The sequence below is a fragment of the Janthinobacterium sp. GW823-FHT06H09 genome (assembly GCF_058794735.1).
Map to the genome: position 1 here is coordinate 130941 of NZ_JBXAHC010000009.1, position 18011 is coordinate 148951.

Below are 18011 nucleotides of genomic sequence, written 5' to 3' on the forward strand. Positions count from 1 at the left end.
GACGTTTTCCACCCAGAAGGCATGAACAATGAAACCGTACGCTCGCCCTGTCTTACGTCCCCTGCCAATCTTGCTGTCGCTGGGCCTGGCCGCCTGCGGCAGCAATTATGCGATCACGCCCAGCACCACGGGCCAGGTGATCGGCAGCTACTATGAAAACGCCCAGGTATGCCTGGAAAGCGGCACTGCCAAGCTGACGTGCGACAGCGGCTCGCCAACGGTGCGCACGGCCGCCGACGGCAGCTACACGCTCGACGGCCAGGGCGCCGTGCTGGTGACCGTCGGCACGGACGCCATCCGCCATGAAGCCATCGGCGACAGCGGCAGCAAGGTGACGCAAAAACTGCTGCTGCGCGCCCCCGCCGGCCACAGCGCCTTCGTCAGCGCCCTGTCGACGGAACTGGCGCAAGTCATGGACGGCAATGGCGGCGACTTTGCGGCCGCCAGCAGCAAGCTGGCCGCGCGCATCGGCGTGTCCGAAGCGGGCCTGGCGTCCGACTTCAACAAGGCCAGCGGCGACGAGCTGGCGAAACTGAAGGCGGAAAACGCCAGCGTGACGGCCTTGATCGCCAGCGCCAGCGCGCAGGCGGCACCGGCCGACGCGCTGGCCGCCCTGAACGGCGCCCTGGCGCTGAACAATATCCAGACCATCGTCGTCATCTACGCGGAAAACCGCGGCTTCGACAATCTGTACGGCCTGTTCCCGGGCGCGAACGGCGTGCCGGGCGTCAATCCCACGTCGACTTCCGCCTACGTGCCGCAGAAAGACTATGACGGCAGCACCCTGCCCGTGCTGCCGCCCACCTGGGGCGGCATGACGGCAGCCGGCCAGAGCACCGTCATCACGCAGGCGCAATCGGCCAACCTGCCGAACAAGCCGTTCCAGATCGACGATGCCGGCAGCCCCCTGTACCTGCCGCAATCGGTGATCACGCGCGACCTCGTGCACCGTTTCTATAACAACCAGATGCAGATCAACGGCGGCGCCAACGACAAATTCGCGGCCTATTCCGACGCGGGCGGCCTATCGATGGGCTATTACGACGGCAGCAAGATGCAGCTGTGGGACATCGCGAAACAGTATGCGCTGGCCGACAACCTGTTCATCGGCGCGTTTGGCGGCTCCTTCCTCACGCACCAGTATCTGATCTGCGCCTGCGCGCCCACGTATCCGAACGCCGACACCTCGGTGGCCAAGGGCTCGATCGCGAAGATCGACGTCGACGCCAACGGCAACTTCGTGCGCCTGACGCCGTCCGCCACGGCGCCGAGCACCGTCCTGAACGGCGCGCCCGCCTACGCCAACGACGGCGCGCTGACGCCGGCAGACGGCACGGGCATGTTCTACGCCGTCAACACCATGCAGCCGCCGTTCCAGCCCAGCAGCAACGCCCCGGCATCGGCCGACAGCAGCAAGCTGTATGCGGACACGGGCAAGGCCAACACGCTGCCGCCGCAGACGCAGACGAATATCGGCGACTTGCTCTCAGGCAAAAATATCGACTGGGCCTGGTATGCGGGCGCCTGGAAGGACACGACGGCCCTGGCCACGGCCAGCGCGCGCGCCGGCAGCTTCCCGAATCCGCCGAACTTCCAGTTCCACCACCAGCCGTTTAACTATTTTGCCAACATGGACCCCGTGAAGGCGCCCGCCTACCGGGCCGCCCACCTGCGCGATTTCGACAGCCAGTTCCTGGCCGACGCGGGCGCCGGCAAGCTGCCGCCCGTGACCTTCTACAAGCCGCAGGGCAATTTGAACCAGCACGCGGGCTACGCCAGCGTGGCCGACGGCGACGCGCACATCGCCAGCGTCATCGCCCAGCTGAAGAAGAGTCCGCAGTGGAAGAACATGCTGGTCATCGTCACCTACGATGAAAACGGCGGCTTTTATGATCACGCCGCGCCGCCGAAGGGCGACCGCTGGGGCCCGGGCACGCGCGTGCCGGCCATCCTCGTCTCGCCGTACGTGAAAAAGGGACTAGTTGACCATACGCAATACGATTCGGCTTCGATCCTGCGCGCCATCACGCACCGCTTCGCCCTGCCCGTGCTCGACGGCTTGAGCACGCGCGACAAGGCGCTGGTGGCCAACGGCGGCAAGCCGATGGGCGACTTCAGCGCCGCGCTGGCGCTGGTGCCGCAAGAGTAGGGCTGAGTAGGTGTACCCGCCCGGCGTGGCCGCGGCGGGCGTTTTAGTTGTTGGCGCTACTGGCCCGGGGACGCATCGAGCAGCGAACGTTCGAGCAATTGCGACAAGGCCGCGCGCAGCGCCTGCGTGCGCGCCGCCAGCTCCGGCCGCTTGTAGCGCTCGGCGGCGATCAGGCTGTTTTCCAGGCAGACGCGGTCCCCCTTGGCCAGGCAGGCGTCGGCCAGGTCGAGCTGGGCGCTGGCTTGCGCCACTTTCACTTTGGCGTCGAGTTCCAGGGTGTCGGGATCGTCGCCCCAGCGCTTCACATAGGCGGCCAGGCGCGTGGCGGCCAGCTCCGGCTTGCCCGCGTCGAGGGCCTGGTTGACGCTGCCTTGCAGCGCCGCCCACGCCTGCGCCCGCTGCTGTTGCCTGTCGCAAGTAGCGGCGGACTTGCTGATATTCGCCTGCAAGCGCTTGATCTGCGCGGCGGGCGCCTTGGCGCTTTTCAGCACGGCCAGCGCGCTGCGCGCCCCATCCAGGTCGCACTGCGCCGCCAGCGCGGTGGCGGCCTCGACCTGTTCCGCCACGCTGGCCGGCTTGTCGGCCGGCTTGTTATAAAACCAGATACCGGTCAGCACCACGGCCGCCGCGATCCACGTGCGCAAGCGCACGGGCGGGCGCGGCGGCGGCACCGAGCCCCTGCCGGCAGGCTTGGCGGGCGGCGCCTTGGCCGGCGCGGCAGCCGACGGCGGGGCCGGCTGGGGAGCGGAAGCTGGCTGAGGAGCGGGTTGCGGCGGGGGTTGCGGCGCGGGTTGCGGCGTGGAAATCGGCGGGGCGACGGGCACCGGCGGCGGCATGCGCGGCACCGGCGGCGGCGCCACTACCTTCTCCAGAACAGGTGCTTGCGCCACCTGGCGCGCGCCGCAAAACGGACAATGCGCCACGCGCAGCGGCAAGGTCCGGCCGCAGGCGGCGTTGATGCAAACGTCATTCACTGTTTCAAGCACATTCCAACCTTTTCCTGGAGTCATTCCACTGCGTTCTGCCGCAATATTACCTTACGCAGCCAAGGCAACGGCGCACCGGCCCCGTGTTCCCTTGCCTTGATACCAATCAAAAAGCCTCCACCACCGCGGCCTAAGCTACAAGCACAGGCCAAGGACAAGGAGAACGCCATGTCAGCCCACCTGATCATCGAAGACGGCCAGCCCTGGTGGGACAGCGCCGATATCTGGGTCGTGCCCGGCAATGATCCGAATGGCCCGCCCGGCGCGCCCATTGCCGGCACCAGCAATTACCTGTGGGGCCGCGTGCACAACACGGGCAACAGCGCCTCGAACGGCGTGCGCGTGGACTTTTACTGGGCCGATCCTTCCGGCCAGATCGCCGTCGGCGCCGCCACGCAGATCGGCTCCGCGTTTGCCGACCTGCCACCCGGCGCCACGCAGGAAGTGCTGTGCCTGGTACCGTGGGTGCCCGTCATCGTCAATGGCGGCCACGAATGCCTGCTGGCCGTGGCCCACGGGCCTGGCGACGTCAACCCGCTGCCCGACCCGCTGCCCAACGGTTTTCCCTTCCAGCCCAAGCAGCATGACCAGATCGCCCAGCGCAACGTCAACGTGGTGCTGGCGGCCAGGCGCGCGCAGTTGCTGGCCATCGCGGTGGCGGCCCTGCCCCGCGAAACGAAAAAAGTGGAACTGCAGATCGAGTATGGCGGCGAGTTGCCGGAGCGCCTGCTGGCCACCCTCGGGCTTGAGCGATGGCAGCCGGCCAGGGACGCACACCTGGTCGCAGGCCTGGCGCGCACGCCCCATTGCAATGGCGACGCGCCCGGCGAGCAAACACTGGTGCTGGAAGTGCCGCGCGGCCAGGCGCAGGCCGTGTATCTGAGCGTGCGCGCCGAAGCCTTGCCGCCACGCCAGTATGCGCTGCTGCGCGTGCTGGAAACCCAGGATGGCAAGCTGCTGGGCGGCGTCACGTATGTCGTCACCGATCTGGAGAAAGAGCAAGCGCAAGAACAGCAAAGCCCCGAGGAGCAAGCATCATGAGCGACACACCCCTGCAGGTGCTGACGCGGCCGTTCGCGATCGAGCCCGTCACCAATATCATGCTGCCCGATGGCATCTTCGACAATGCCATCTATGGCTTGCGCATTGCCGCCCACGTCACCAATATGTCCGGCAGCGCCCTGACGAATGTCACGGTGTACCTGGAAAGCGTGGGCGACCCCGGCATCGTGCCCGTGGCGCGCACCTTTTTCTTTGCCAGCATTCCCGCCGGCGCGGCCATGCTGGTCATGTGGGATGCCGATTTCCAGCATGCGGCGCCCGGCAAGAGGCTCGTCAGCTTTGTCGCCAAGGCGGACGGCTACACGCCGCACCGCTCGATCCAGCAAATCTTCGTGTCGCAGACGCGCTTTGACAGCACGACCAACACCTACACGTGTACGGTCGAGGAAGGCACGCTGGAACTGTCCAAGCCGCAGGGCCATCTGCCGGGCAAGCGCTGGGGCAGCACGGGCACGGATGGGAAGGAGTGCCGCTGCCCGCCCGGCCTGGGCCCCATCGTACCGACCGGCATGACCCTCGTCTGGACGCCGAACCCCGCCTATGCGGGCACGCATGGCGAGCTGCCGTTTTCCGACCCGTGGTGGAAGGTTCTCGCCATCATCATCGCCATCATCGCCGCGCTGGTGGCCATCATTGCCGCCGCGCTCGGCTCCGGCAAGGCCAGCTTCAGCGTGGGCGGCAGTTTCGAGGAAACGGAACCCGACGTGCATTGCTGTTCGCTGGAAGGGGCCGGCTCCGGCCAGCCCGAATTCACGGTGGCGGGCGTGGCCTCGGCCATCGCCTCGGGCGCCATCGCCGTCGCCTGCTCCGATATCGCCGACCCGTTCTGGCGTGGTCAGGAAGCAACACCACCGGCCGCCGGCGAACTGACCCTGGCCGAGCGCGTGGTGGCGAAATGGGTGTTGCCGGAAGCGCCGAATGCGGGCCTGCCCTACACGGCCGACATCAGCTGGGAGTACGATCGTTTCACCACGGGCGCCACCTACCAGCATGCGGTGACCGAAACGCAAGTCAACATCCACGTGGCGGGGCCGGTGGAAACGGATACGCCCGCCGTCGTGCAAGCCTACGAACCGTTGTGGCTGCGCGCCAGTTTCAAGCGCGACAACGGCAATGTCTTCCGCGGCACGGAGCTGTATGCGTTCGTGCTGTTCCAGGCGCCGCAGGGCCTGTATTTCGTCGAATCGCTGACCGACGACGGCCTGGGCTTCGACCCGGGTGCCAACGACGGCGTCTATGCAGGCAGCCTGGACTTGAAGCGCGCTTACCGCACCCTGCTGCAATATGAGCAAAAAGTCTACGGCACCTGGAGAATCTTCGTCTTCGCCCAGGACGTCAACCTGACCAAGCCGGGCACGCCGCCCGAAATCGCCGCCCAGCACATCGGCGGCATGTTCGTCGCCAGCGCCATCGAAATCACCTTCGACGATACCCTGCCCTGCCCGCTCAAGGCGCAGGCGAATATCATCGTGGTGTAGCAAGGAGCGAGAAGCAAGAAGCGAAGTCAGGCGTAGGTCGCGTAGGTCGGATTAGCGGGGCAACGCCCCGCGTAATCCGACACATTGTTGACTCCAAGCCCACGCGACAGTGGCCGCGCAAGCATGCAGGGCCAAGCGCCGCCTCGAAGACAGTACGTCAGGACCGAGGGAAAGGCTACAAACTGTGGCCTTTCGTACAGCCATTCGTAAGCGCGCCAAGAGCGGCTGAGAAAATGCTCAGGGCCAAGCGCCGCCCCGAAGACAGTACGCCAGGACCGAGGGAAAGGCTACAAACTGTGGCCTTTCGTACAGCCATTCGTAAGCGCGCCAAGAGCGGCTGAGAAAATGCTCAGGGCTAGGCACCGCCCCGAAGACAGTACGCCAGGACCGAGGGAAAGGCTACAAACTGTGGCCTTTCGTACAACCATTCGTAAGCGCGCCAAGAGCGGCTGAGAAAATGCTCAGGGCTAGGCACCGCCTCGAAGACAGTACGTCAGTAGGCGAGAGGCAGGCAACAACGCCTTGGGCGTTTTATCAGCCGCTCTTACACCTTGACCGCGTCGGCCTTGGCAATAACCGTGCGCGGAATGATATCCATCGCCGGACACGTATCCATCGCATCCGAATACGCGAGCCAGCGCTGCAGGCTTTCCATGCGGCGGATGGTGATGCCCTTGCCATTGATGTAGCCGATCTGCTCGAAATTGGCGGGGCTGGTGGTCAGTTTCGACACGGTGGGCGCATTGTCGACCAGGCGGTCGTAGGCCTTGCGCGCCTTGTGCTCCCACTTGGCCAGCGCGGGGTCGTCAAAGCGGTTGCTTTCAAAATACACGGTAATGGTGCGGTCGTGGTTGGCAAAGCCGACGATGGCCGCACCTTTGCGTATGGTCAACAGGACATCTTCCTTGACGCCTGTGACGGGAACGAACACGGCAGCACGGCCATCCGCATCCGGCCGCTCCATGGGAATATCTTGTCCGATTATGCTCATCACATCACACTCTTAGTCTTCGCCTGTTGGCTTGTTGTCCCTGCTTCACTGAAAGCATGCCACCGTGCGCATGCGCGCCTTTGCCGCTGCGCCGGGCCGCTGCCAGGCTCGCTGCCATGCCCTGTCATACCGGTTCATACCATTTTTCAAATAATACATTGCCGGAAAGCACTACACAAGATAATCAGGGGCGCGGCAGCCGCCTGTCCTCCGCCGGATGGGGAATGGTGACGGCCGGGGCAATCGCCTTATAATGCTGCGATTACTTCACGCCCCCACCTTCGCACCATGACGCTTCCCGAGAATGACACCAGCCGGCTCGACGCCATCAGCGCCGCCGCCACCGAAGTGGCCGCGCAAAACGTGGCCGACCTGCTGGCCATGGCCATCCGCCACCGCCCGGACGAACCGTCCCTGATCGTCTGCGACAAGCGCAGCTGGCTCAACGTGGTGCTGACGGAAGCGTATCGCCAGGCCTTGCCGGACGCCACCTTCATCGATTTCGACGAGGTCACGCCCGACGCCGTGCTTGCCGCGTTTGCCGAACTGCCGGCCGGCAGCCTCGTCGTGCTGATCCAGTCGACCAGCTTCCGCCTGGAAGCGTTCCGCATCCGCATCGAACTGTTCAAGCGGGGCCTGAAAGTGATCGAACACGTGCATCTGTCGCGCATGCCCGGCGTACAGGGGCTGCACTACATCGCCTCGCTGGCTTACGACCCGTCCTATTACCGCGGCGTCGGCCATGCACTGAAAGCGCGCATCGACGGCGCCCGCCACGGCATGGTCGACAGCGGCGGCGAGCAGCTGGTCTTCGCTTCCCCGTTCGAATCGGCCAAGCTCAATATCGGCGACTACAGCGGCATGAACAATATCGGCGGCCAGTTCCCCCTGGGCGAAGTATTCACGGAAGCGCAGGACCTGGAAGCGGTGAACGGGCGCGTGCGCATCTTCGTCTTCGGCGACACGCACTTCATGGTCAACCGCCCCGATACGCCGATCACCCTGATCATCGACAAGGGCAGAGTCACGGGCACGGAGCACGCCACGCCGGAATTTACCGCCATGCTCGAGATCATCCGCGCACATGAAGGTGAAGTGTGGGTGCGCGAACTGGGCTTCGGCATGAACCGCGCCTTTTCGCGCGAGCAGCTGGTCAACGACATCGGCACGTATGAACGCATGTGCGGCATCCATCTGTCGCTGGGCGCCAAGCACGGCGTGTATACAAAACCGCAATTCAAGCGCAAGGATGCGCGCTACCACGTCGACATCTTCGCCGTCACCGAAGCCGTCTACCTGGACGACGAGCGCGTGTATGCCGATGGCGCCTGGACGGTGGAACCGGTCGCGTTCAATTGACCGTCAGCTGAAAACTCCGGCCGCTGCCAGCTCGCGGTCCCACGGCGGCACGGGCTGGTATTCGGCCACCAGGAAATCGATCAGCGCGCGCACCTTGGGCGAAGGCTGGCGGCTGGCCGGATACAGGGCGCTCAAGTGATTCAGGGGCAGGTCCCAGCCGGACAGCACGGGCAGCAGGCTGCCATCGAGCAGGTTGCGCCAGGCGAGAAACGTGGTGCTGTAGACGATGCCGAGTCCCCGCTGCGCCGCCTGGTGCAGCACCAGGCCGTTATTCGCCGTAAAACCCGCCTGCACGCGCACGCTCACTTCCTCCCGCTGTTCCCCGTCTCCGCGCTGGAAATGCCAGTTCGTGCCATCGGTCAAATGGCTGAAATGCAGGCACTGGTGCTGCAATAAATCCTGCGGCGTCTGCGGCACGCCCCATTGCGCCAGATAGGCGGGGCTGGCGCACAGCACGGCGCGGCACGGCGCCAAAGGCCGCATGGCCAGCGCGCTGCTGTCCGGGATGCCGCCCACGCGGATGGTCAAGTCAAAGCCGTGGCGTATCGGGTCGAGCAGCGCATCGTCGACAAACAGTTCGGCCCGCACCTGCGGGTGCAGCAAACTGAAACGGGCGACGGCATCGGCCAGCCACGCGCTGCCGAAGCTCGATGGCGCCTGGATGCGCAGCGGCCCGGCCAGCTCCGCCCCCGCTCCCGCCTGCGCCACGTGCGCCACCATGCGCGCCGCTTCCTGCGCCTGGCTGACGGTGGCCATGCACGGCGCCAGGTAGGCGCGGCCCGCGTCCGTCAAACTCACTTCGCGCGTGGAGCGGTGCAGCAAGCGCGCGTTCAGGCGCTCTTCCAGCTGCATGATGGTCTTGCTGACCATGGCACGCGTCAGCCCCAGGCGCTGCCCGGCCACCGTAAAGCTGCGCTGGCGCGCCACCTCGACAAAGATTTCCATCGCTTTTAGTTGATCCATGTCAAAGATTGTCTGCGTTTTAGCGACAATCTGTCAACCGCCGGGCGATTGTTTGCGCACTGTCCCCATCCTACAATGGCGCCTTCTACCAATCTCCGGAGCCGCCGCCATGCTGACGATCGAACAACAGGAACAATACCAACGCGACGGCTACATCATCCTGCCCGATTTCAAGGGCGCGGATGAAATCGCCGCGCTGCGCGCGCGCGCCGAGCAGATTGTCAACGACTTCGATCCCAGCGTCAGCCAGTCGATCTTCACCACGCGCGACCAGGCGAAGAACACCAACGATTATTTCCTCGCCTCCGACAACACCATCCGCTGCTTCTTCGAGGAAGAGGCGTTCGGCCCGGACGGCCAGCTGAAGCAGGCGAAATCGCTGTCGATCAACAAGATCGGCCACGCCATGCACGACCTGGACCCCGTCTTCCGCGCTTTTTCGGCCGACCCGAAACTGGCCGAAGTGGCGCGCGACCTGGGCCTGGCGGATGCGCAGGTATGGCAATCGATGTATATATTTAAACAGCCCGGCATCGGCGGCGAAGTGCGCTGGCACCAGGACGCCACGTATTTCGAGACCACGCCGGTCAGCGTGACCACGTTCTGGTTCGCGCTGGAAGACGCGACCCTGGACAACGGCTGCCTGTGGGCCGAACCGGGCGGCCACCGCGGTCCCCTGCGCGAACGCTTCATCCGCAACGGCGACCAGGTGCGCGTGGAAAAACTCGACGCCATGCCCTGGCCCGACGACAGCACGGCCGTGCCACTGGAAGTGAAGGCGGGCGCCCTCGTCTGCTTCCACGGCTTGCTGCCCCACTACAGCGCGCCGAACCGCTCGCCCGTCTCGCGCCACGCCTACACCTTGCACGCCACCGACGGCCAGACCGAATATGCGGCGCACAACTGGATACAGCGCGACGCGGCGTTCCCCGTGCGGGGCTTCGTCTGATGCGCATCGACGTCTTTGCTGCCCACTGGGGCAATAACGACCTGCCGCCCGACGTCTTCATCGACAGGGTACTGGCGGCCGGCTTCGACGGCATCGAGATGTCGCTGCCGCTGGACGCCGCCCTGCGCGAGGAGTGGACGGGGCGCATCGCCGATGCGGGCCTGGAGCTGATCGCCGCGCAGTGGGAAACCGTGTTCCACGGCGACTTCGCGCTGCACCGCGCTGCCCTGGCGGAACTGCTGGAAAACGCCTGCCTGGCGCGCCCCGTGCTGGTCAACACGCACACGGGCAAGGATTACTATACCCAGGCGCAGAACGCGGCATTGATCGACCTGGCCGCCGCCATCTCGGCAAAGCACGGCGTGCCCATCGTGCACGAGCTCCACCGCAGCCGCTTTTCCGGCCACCCGATGCTGCTGCTGCCGTATCTGCAGCAGTATCCCGAACTGCCCTTGACGGCCGACCTGTCGCACTGGTGCTGCGCCTGCGAATCGCTGCTGGAAGACCAGCCGCACACGCTGGCGCAAGTACTGCCGCTGGTGCGCCACGTGCATGCGCGCGTGGGCCATGCGCAGGGCCCGCAGGTGGCCGACTTCCGCGCGCCGGAAGCCAAGCCGGCGCTCGACGCCCACCTGGCCTGGTGGGATGCCATCGTCGCGCTGCGCCGCGCGGCCGGTGCCGAGCGCATGACGTTCACGCCGGAATTCGGCCCCGCGCCGTACACGCAAACGCTGCCCTGGACGCAGCAGCCAGTGACGGATGCGTGGGAACAGAACGTCGCCATGTTGCAGCTTTTACGCCAGCGCTATCCTGCGGATTGAGCAAGCGGCGGAAGCTGCGCAAAATTGGCCTGCACGAAATCGATGAAGGCGCGCAGCGGGGCCGGCAGGTGGCGCCGGCCCGCATAGTATAAAAACGGGCCGGGAAAAGGCATCGCCCAGTCTTCCAGCACGGGTCGCAGCTGGCCCGCATCGATATACGGCTGCAACCACTCTTCAAACAGATACACCAGACCATGCCCGGCGATGGCCATGCTGACCGCGAAGTCGGCCGCCGTCGGCGTGACGATCACGGGGCCGTCCGGCTCCACGCTCACTTTTTGCCCATCGCGTTCGAACTCCCATGGGGGAATCGCGCCACTGAGGAATTTTCCCAGCAGGCAGGCGTGCTGCAGCAGCTCGCGCGGATGCACGGGCACGCCCCGCTGCGCCAGGTAGGACGGTGCGCCCGCCACCGCGAAGCGCTGCGTGCGCGGGCCGATCGGGATGGCGATCATGTCCTGCTCCAGCCGCTCGCCATAGCGGATGCCGGCGTCGCAGCCACTGGCGACGACATCGACAAAATTATTATCGACCACCAGCTCGACCCTGATCTGCGGATAGGCGCGCAGGAACTGGTCGACCATGGGCTGCAAAAAGAAGCGCGCCGCGTTGACCGGCACGTTCAGGCGCAAGGTGCCGCGCGGACTGTCGCGCAAGTCGTTCAGCACGTCGAGCGCGCTGCTCACTTCCTCGAGCGCCGGACGCAAACGCGTCAGCAACAGCGCGCCGGCTGCCGTCGGCGTCACGCTGCGCGTGGTGCGTTCCAGCAGGCGGATGCCCAGTTGCTGCTCCAGCCGCCGCAGCGCTTCGCTCAGCGCCGACGCCGACTGCCCGCTGGCGCGCGCGGCCTGGCGAAAACCCCGGTGCTCGGCCACCAGGGCAAAGGCGGACAGGTCGGCCATGGAAGGGTTGTCTGCATGCATGAGGAGCGCTTTCACGGGGTGAGATTGTGCGTAAATAAGTACAGCCTGTGCCGGACTGACCCGATTATCATACAGCGCATTCGCCCTTACGATGGCTGCTCCCGTCCCTTACCACCACACAGGAGCTCCCATGCACACGCATGACCCCGCCAGCGACCGCTTCACGCCCGCCTATTGCGACATCGCATTCAACCGCCTCGGCTACGGCGCCATGCAACTGGCCGGCCCGCACGTCTGGGGCCCGCCGAAGGACCGCGCCGCCGCCCTTGCCGTGCTGCGCGAAGCCGTCGAACTGGGCATCAACCATATCGACACGTCGGACTTTTACGGCCCCCACGTCACCAACCAGATCATCCGCGAAGCGCTGCATCCATACCGCGACGGCTTGACCATCGTCACCAAGATCGGCTTCGTGCGCGGCGCCGACCAGTCCTGGCTGCCGGCCGCATCGCCGCAGCAACTACGCGACGCCGTGCACGACAACCTGCGCAACCTGGGCCTGGACGTGCTCGATGTGGTCAACCTGCGCGCGCCGGGCATGGAAGGCCCGGACGGCTCGTCGCTTGCCGAGCCGCTGTCCACACTGGTGCAGCTGCAGCGGGAAGGCCTGGTGCGCCATATCGGCCTGTCCAATGTCGATGCCGGCCAGGTGGCCGAGGCCCAGCGCATCAGCCCCATCGTCTGCGTGCAGAACCACTACAACCTGGCACACCGCGCGGACGATGCGCTGATCGACACCCTGGCCGCGCAAGGCATCGCCTATGTGCCCTTCTTCCCCCTGGGCGGCTTTTCGCCGCTGCAGTCCGATACCTTGAACCAGGTGGCGGCCGCCCTGCAAGCCACGCCGATGCAGGTGGCGCTGGCCTGGCTGCTGCAGCGCGCGCCGAATATGCTGGTCATTCCCGGCACCTCGTCCATGGCGCATCTGCGCGAGAATGTCGCCGCCGGCGCGCTCAGGCTCGACGCGCAGGCATTGGCGGCATTGGGGTCGCTTGCAACTAAGTAGCGCACTATATATACTGTGCCCATGGATACCACCACCGCCCCCAACCCCTTGCACCAGGTGCCGCGCCTGGACGGCCAGCTGTGCTTTGCGCTGTACTCGACCTCGCTTGCCATGAACAAGCTGTACCGCAAGCTCCTGCGCAAGCTCGGCCTGACCTATTCGCAGTACCTGGTGATGATGGTGTTGTGGGAGCGCGACGGCCTGACGGTGTCGGAAGTGGGCGAGCGCCTGTTCCTCGACTCGGCCACCCTGACGCCCTTGCTCAAGCGCATGGAGCAATCGGGTCTGCTGACGCGCACGCGCGCCGCCAGCGACGAGCGCCAGGTCATCATTTCCCTCACGCAGCAGGGCGACCAGCTGCGCCACGACGCGGCCCTGCTGCCCGAAGCCATCCTGACGGCCAGCCACTGCAGCGTGGAACAGATTGTGGACATGAAACAACAACTGAACCAGTTGCGCGACAGCCTGATGAAAAGTGAGTAAAAGCGCTGCTTTCCCGAGCAAAATCAGATAAAGCATCCACCTGACGGCGCCCGGCAAAAGCCGGTCCATCATCCGCCTTTCTTTATGGCTCTGTCCCCGTTAAGTAGGGGAAGTTCAGGAATCTTCCTGTATCCCGGCTGTCTGACTGTGCATCGCAGACAAACGGGAGCATTTCATGCAGATAGCTCAATGGAAAACCTTCATCGCCCAGTTCGCCGTACTGAACCGTCGCCAGCGCCTGGCGGGCATCGCTCTGCTGCGAGGAAGCGCACCGCAGGGCGCTGCTGCGGCACTGATCGAAAGCGTGGCCCGGCAGCGGTTGCACTGTCCTGCCTGCAATAGCAGTCATGCTCACCTGCATGGCCATGCGCACGGACTGCAGCGCTACCGTTGCGTGCCGTGCGGCCGCACCTTCAATGCGCTCACCGGCACGCCGCTGGCGCGCTTGCGCCATAAATCACTGTGGCTCGACTACGCCGACTGCCTGCTCGAATCGGCTTCCGTGCGCAAGGCGGCAAGCCAGCTGGGCGTGCACCGCAACACCGCCTTTCGCTGGCGCCACCGGTTTTTAAGCCTGGCCAAGACGGACCGGCCCCATTGCCTGCATGGCATCGCCGAAGCGGACGAGCTGTATGTGCTGGAATCGGAAAAGGGCGCGCGGCATCTGACGCGTCCGGCGCGCCGCCGTGGCGGCCATGCCCGCCGGCGTGGCATTTCCAATGAGCAGGTCTGCATCCTGATGGCGCGCGACCGTACGGGACAAACCCTCGATTTCGTCACCGGAAAAGGGGCGCTGACGAAGGCGCAGGTGCACCATTATTTATTGCCCATGATCGACAAGGATATCCTGTTGCTCACCGATGGCCATGCCGCCTATCGCGCCTTTGCCAAGGAAGCGGGGATCAGCCACCAGGCCGTCAATGTGCGTGCCGGCATCCGCGTGCAGGGCGCCGCGCATGTACAGAACGTCAATGCATATCACAGCCGCCTGCGGGCATGGCTACGCTCCTTTCACGGCGTGGCGACGCGCTATCTGCCGAATTACCTGGGCTGGCGCTGGATACTGGACGCCGGGCGCATCCGCTCCCCGGAAACATTATTGAAGGCAACACTGGGAGCATTCCCACATCTGATGGTGACATAGCCTTCTTTATTGCAGATCAAAACAAGGATGGCCCCACCTGCGTATAGAATAGTTGCCACTATTTCCTTACAACAACGTCAGGGTGACCATGCGCATACCTTTCTGCTCCCCCGAAGACCTACCGCACCGCCTCCTGCGCGCAAGGTCACGCCTTCGCGTGTGGAACTGTTCAAGAGCGAAAAAATCTCCCAAGGAGAAGCTGATGCGCGATTTTCATCCACCGTTGAAAGGCAAGAGCAATGGCCCGGCCAAGGGCGACGCGGCATGAAGCGCTGGCGTGCGCTGACGGCCGTCACGCTGGCCTGCATCAGCATGGCCGCCGCCGCCCATAACTTCCACATGGGCATCGCCGACATCAGCTATAACGCGGCCAGCGGCAGCACGGAAGTGGTCCACACCTACACGGGCCACGACGTCGAGGCGCTGCTGACGAATCTGTACCAGCGCCGGTTCGACCTGGGGCAGGAAGACAGCGAAGCGGCGCTGCGCCGCTATGTCGAAAAACAGTTTTACCTCGTGGCGCCGGATGGCAGGCGATTGCGCCTGAACTGGGTCGGCATGAAGGTCGATGCCGACAACGTGGTGATCTTCCAGGAGATCGAACGCACGCGCCTGGCCCCCGCCACGCGCATTCATAACCAGTTGCTGATCGACTTCCTGCCCAGCCAGCGCAATACCCTCAACGTGCAGGACAGCGGCAGCATCCAGACGCTGATCTTCGACCGCCAGAACACGGAATGGCCGATCCGCTAATCCCCGGCATACCCATGACGCCACGCTCCCTTCCCCTCCTCCTCGCGGCCCTGTTTTCCACCACCGCCGCCCACGCCGACGACCTCTTCCAGCGCGTGCTGGTCGACGGTTCGCGCCTGAACCAGCTGGGCGTGGCCGATTCGGCCAACGCGGGCAGCGTCACGCAACAGCAGCTCGACGCGCGCACCAGCTACCGGCCCGGCGAATTGCTCGAAGCCGTGCCGGGGTTGATCGTCAGCCAGCATAGCGGCGAGGGCAAGGCCAACCAGTTTTACCTGCGCGGCTTCAACCTCGATCACGGCACGGACTTGCGCACCACCGTCGACGAGATGCCTGTCAACCAGCGCAGCCATGGCCACGGACAAGGCTGGACAGACCTGAACTTTTTGATCCCCGAACTGGCCATGCGCCTCGATTACAAGAAGGGGCCGTATTCGGCGGCGCAAGGCGATTTTTCCTCGGCGGGCGCGGCGTCCGTCGTCTACGCGAACCGCCTGACGCAAGGCATCGCCAGCGCCGGCATCGGGCAAAACGGCTTTCGCCGCGCCCTGCTGGCCGACTCCATCGATGCGGGCGACGGCAGCCTGCTGTACGCGCTCGAAGCGCAGCACAACGATGGCCCGTTCACGCAGCCGGACCGCTACCGCAAGCGCAATGGCGTGCTGCGCTACAGCGAAGGCTATGCCAACAACGGCTTCAACGTCACGGCCATGGCGTATGACGCCAGCTGGAACGCCACCGACCAGATTCCGCTGCGCGCCGTGCGCGACGGCAGCTTGGGCCGCTTCGACGCCGTCGATGCCAGCGACGGCGGCAAGGCGCAGCGCTACAGCCTGTCGGGCGCCTGGCGCCAGACGACGGACGACGTGTCGTCCAGGGTCAGCGCGTACGTGATCGCCAACCGCCTGGCCCTGTTCTCGAATTTTACGTATGCGATGGACGATCCGCTCAACGGCGACCAGTTCGCCCAGCCCGACCGGCGCGTGACGGCCGGCCTCGATGCCAGCCACACCTGGCACCGCCACACGGACCGGGGCAGCAGCGACACCACCATCGGCCTGCAACTGCAGAACGACAATATCCACAATGGCCTGTACCACACGCGCCGGCGCCAGGTCCTGTCGACCACGCGGCAAGACCATCTCGTCGAAACGAGCATCGGCGTGTATGGCGAAAACAGCACGCGCTGGTCGCGATCGCTGCGCACCGTGGCCGGCCTGCGCGCGGATGCCTACCGCTTCGACGTGCGCAGCGACCGCGCCGTCAATTCGGGCACGGCCAGCGACCATTTGTTCAGCCCCAGCCTGAGCGTGATCGCGGGGCCGTGGCGCGACACGGAAGCGTATGTCAACATCGGCAACGGTTTTCACAGCAACGACGCGCGCGGCACGACCATCACGGTCGATCCGAAGACGGGCGAGGCGGCTGGCAAGGTCACGCCCCTGGTGCGCTCGCGCGGCCTGGAACTGGGCTTTCGCAGCGCCGCCATCGCCGGCCTGCAAACCTCGCTGTCGCTGTACCGCCTGGACTTCGATTCCGAGCTGCTGTTCATCGGCGACGCGGGCGCCACGCAGGCGGGCCGCCCCAGCCGCCGCTACGGCATCGAGTTTTCCAGCTACTACAAGGCGGCCCGCTGGCTGTCGCTGGACCTGGACCTCGCGTATGCGCGCGCACGCTCGCGCGGCAGCGACCCGGCGGGCGACTTCATCCCCGGCGCCATCGAAGGCGTGGCCCAGCTGGCCATGACGGTGACGCCGCCGGGACCGTGGTCGGGCTCCTTGCGCCTGCGCTACTTCGGTCCGCGCCCCCTGGTGGAAGACAACAGCGTACGCTCCGCCGCCAGCGTGGGCTTGAACGGGCGCATCGCCTACCAGGTCGACAAGACCCTGCGCATGGAAGTGGAAGGCTACAACCTGGCCAACCGGCGCGACGCGGCCATCGATTACTACTATGCCTCGCGCCTGCCCGGCGAAGCGCAGCCCGTGGACGATATCCACTTCCATCCGGTGGAATCGCGCTCGCTGCGTCTGACCCTGGTAAAGAATTTTTAAGTAAACAAGAATAATTCCTGTTGCACTGCACAGGAAACGCCGCGAAGTCGTAGAATGCCAGGCTGGATAAACTGAGACAGGCCGCATTGCGGCCGGCACCGCCATGAGCACTTCCGCACCGATCTTTACCGCCCCGTCCCACGTCAAGGAAGCCTTGCGCGATGACGGCTATGCCGTCCTGCGCCCGCAGGACGTGGCCGCGCTGGCCGGCTGCCCGCTGGACGCGCTGCGCGCGCTGGAACCAAGCTGGGATACCCTGGCGCTGGACAATTACCTGAAGGATGGCGGCCGCTATCGGCGCCGGCGCCATTCGTGCTTCGTGCAGGATGGCGAGCGCCTGACGCAGACGGCGCACCGTCCGCACTGGCAGCCGGTGGAATACAACGCCCTGCACGGCGGCATGCACCGCCTGTTCGAACCGGTCGACCCGGCCATCGTCGCGCAAGCGGCCTGGCAGCAGCTGATTCGCGCACTGGGCGACGCCTGCTCGCAGGTCAAGGGCCGCCAGCCGTGGTTCATCGAGGCGCACCAGTTCCGCATCGATACGACCGACGGCATCGGCCGCCCCACGCCGGAAGGCGCGCACCGCGACGGCGTCGATTTCGTCGCCGTGCTGCTGATCGGGCGCGAACAGGTCAAGGGCGGCGAGACGCGCATCTTCGAAGCGGAGGGCCCCAACGGCAAGCGCTTTACCCTGACCGAGCCATGGTCGCTGCTGCTGCTCGACGACGCTGCCGTGATCCACGAATCGACGCCGATCCAGCCCATCGGCGAACACGGCCACCGCGACACCCTCGTGCTGACCTATCGCGCCGGCCAGTTCCAGGGCGAAAACTGACAGGCGGCCACAGCATTCCCTGTGGGCAAAATAGTTACTTGGAAGTTACTTTTAC

At 65.3% G+C, this 18011-nt stretch carries 16 protein-coding genes; 12 read left to right on the forward strand and 4 right to left on the reverse strand.

Annotation, left to right across the window (positions count from 1 at the left end; genetic code table 11):
- Window positions 1–28: 28 nt before the first annotated feature.
- Window positions 29–2149, forward strand: coding sequence for an acid phosphatase (acpA, locus tag AC1Q6X_RS17045; protein ID WP_492497889.1), 2121 nt, complete (start codon window positions 29–31; stop codon window positions 2147–2149).
- A 56-nt stretch (window positions 2150–2205) separates the two neighbouring features.
- Here acpA and AC1Q6X_RS17050 read toward each other — a convergent pair whose 3' ends face one another.
- Complete coding sequence (locus AC1Q6X_RS17050) at window positions 2206–3135, reverse strand: hypothetical protein (RefSeq protein ID WP_492497890.1); 930 nt, start codon at window positions 3133–3135, stop codon at window positions 2206–2208.
- A gap of 168 nt (window positions 3136–3303) precedes the next feature.
- Between AC1Q6X_RS17050 and AC1Q6X_RS17055 the strand changes: the two genes are divergently transcribed.
- Window positions 3304–4176, forward strand: a complete 873-nt coding sequence (locus tag AC1Q6X_RS17055) for a hypothetical protein (protein ID WP_230502414.1) — start codon at window positions 3304–3306, stop codon at window positions 4174–4176.
- Window positions 4173–5675 carry a hypothetical protein gene (locus tag AC1Q6X_RS17060; RefSeq protein ID WP_492497891.1) on the forward strand — a complete coding sequence of 501 codons (1503 nt, stop codon included), beginning with the start codon at window positions 4173–4175 and terminating at the stop codon, window positions 5673–5675. The genes AC1Q6X_RS17055 and AC1Q6X_RS17060 overlap by 4 nt, the downstream gene beginning before the upstream one ends.
- Window positions 5676–6219: 544 nt before the next feature.
- Here AC1Q6X_RS17060 and AC1Q6X_RS17065 read toward each other — a convergent pair.
- Window positions 6220–6639, reverse strand: coding sequence for a hypothetical protein (locus tag AC1Q6X_RS17065; protein ID WP_083287041.1), 420 nt, complete (start codon window positions 6637–6639; stop codon window positions 6220–6222).
- Window positions 6640–6954: 315 nt separating this feature from the next.
- On the opposite strand from AC1Q6X_RS17065, the gene AC1Q6X_RS17070 reads away from it, so the two are divergent.
- Window positions 6955–8025: a M29 family metallopeptidase gene (locus AC1Q6X_RS17070; protein ID WP_070310366.1), complete on the forward strand. Its 1071-nt coding sequence runs from the start codon at window positions 6955–6957 to the stop codon at window positions 8023–8025.
- 3 nt (window positions 8026–8028) lie between these two features.
- On the opposite strand, the gene AC1Q6X_RS17075 is transcribed toward AC1Q6X_RS17070, so the two are convergent.
- On the reverse strand, window positions 8029–8988 hold the full coding sequence (locus AC1Q6X_RS17075) for a LysR family transcriptional regulator (RefSeq protein ID WP_492497892.1): 960 nt from the start codon (window positions 8986–8988) through the stop codon (window positions 8029–8031).
- Window positions 8989–9097: 109 nt separating this feature from the next.
- On the opposite strand from AC1Q6X_RS17075, the gene AC1Q6X_RS17080 reads away from it, so the two are divergent.
- Together AC1Q6X_RS17080 and AC1Q6X_RS17085 are read left to right on the forward strand one after the other, a co-directional pair.
- Window positions 9098–9937: a phytanoyl-CoA dioxygenase family protein gene (locus AC1Q6X_RS17080; RefSeq protein WP_492497893.1), complete on the forward strand. Its 840-nt coding sequence runs from the start codon at window positions 9098–9100 to the stop codon at window positions 9935–9937.
- Entirely contained in the window at window positions 9937–10758 is an 822-nt protein-coding gene (locus AC1Q6X_RS17085) for a sugar phosphate isomerase/epimerase family protein (RefSeq protein ID WP_492497894.1), read from the forward strand. The genes AC1Q6X_RS17080 and AC1Q6X_RS17085 overlap by 1 nt, the downstream gene beginning before the upstream one ends.
- Here the strand turns inward: AC1Q6X_RS17085 and AC1Q6X_RS17090 are convergent.
- Window positions 10743–11681, reverse strand: a complete 939-nt coding sequence (locus AC1Q6X_RS17090; RefSeq protein WP_070289172.1) for a LysR family transcriptional regulator — start codon at window positions 11679–11681, stop codon at window positions 10743–10745. The genes AC1Q6X_RS17085 and AC1Q6X_RS17090 overlap by 16 nt on opposite strands.
- 130 nt (window positions 11682–11811) lie before the next feature.
- Between AC1Q6X_RS17090 and AC1Q6X_RS17095 the strand changes: the two genes are divergently transcribed.
- The 6 genes from AC1Q6X_RS17095 to AC1Q6X_RS17120 all read left to right on the forward strand — a co-directional run bounded on the left by AC1Q6X_RS17095 (window position 11812) and on the right by AC1Q6X_RS17120 (window position 17956).
- Window positions 11812–12687 carry an aldo/keto reductase family oxidoreductase gene (locus AC1Q6X_RS17095; protein WP_492497895.1) on the forward strand — a complete coding sequence of 292 codons (876 nt, stop codon included), beginning with the start codon at window positions 11812–11814 and terminating at the stop codon, window positions 12685–12687.
- Between the two features lie 21 nt (window positions 12688–12708).
- Window positions 12709–13170: a MarR family winged helix-turn-helix transcriptional regulator gene (locus AC1Q6X_RS17100; RefSeq protein WP_070310354.1), complete on the forward strand. Its 462-nt coding sequence runs from the start codon at window positions 12709–12711 to the stop codon at window positions 13168–13170.
- A gap of 175 nt (window positions 13171–13345) precedes the next feature.
- Window positions 13346–14314, forward strand: a complete 969-nt coding sequence (locus tag AC1Q6X_RS17105; protein WP_492497896.1) for an IS1595 family transposase — start codon at window positions 13346–13348, stop codon at window positions 14312–14314.
- Between the two features lie 264 nt (window positions 14315–14578).
- Entirely contained in the window at window positions 14579–15067 is a 489-nt protein-coding gene (locus AC1Q6X_RS17110) for a DUF6702 family protein (protein WP_492497897.1), read from the forward strand.
- Window positions 15068–15081: 14 nt separating this feature from the next.
- Window positions 15082–17118, forward strand: coding sequence for a TonB-dependent receptor (locus AC1Q6X_RS17115; protein WP_492497898.1), 2037 nt, complete (start codon window positions 15082–15084; stop codon window positions 17116–17118).
- Between the two features lie 103 nt (window positions 17119–17221).
- Window positions 17222–17956: a 2OG-Fe dioxygenase family protein gene (locus AC1Q6X_RS17120; protein ID WP_070223489.1), complete on the forward strand. Its 735-nt coding sequence runs from the start codon at window positions 17222–17224 to the stop codon at window positions 17954–17956.
- Window positions 17957–18011 lie beyond the last annotated feature (55 nt).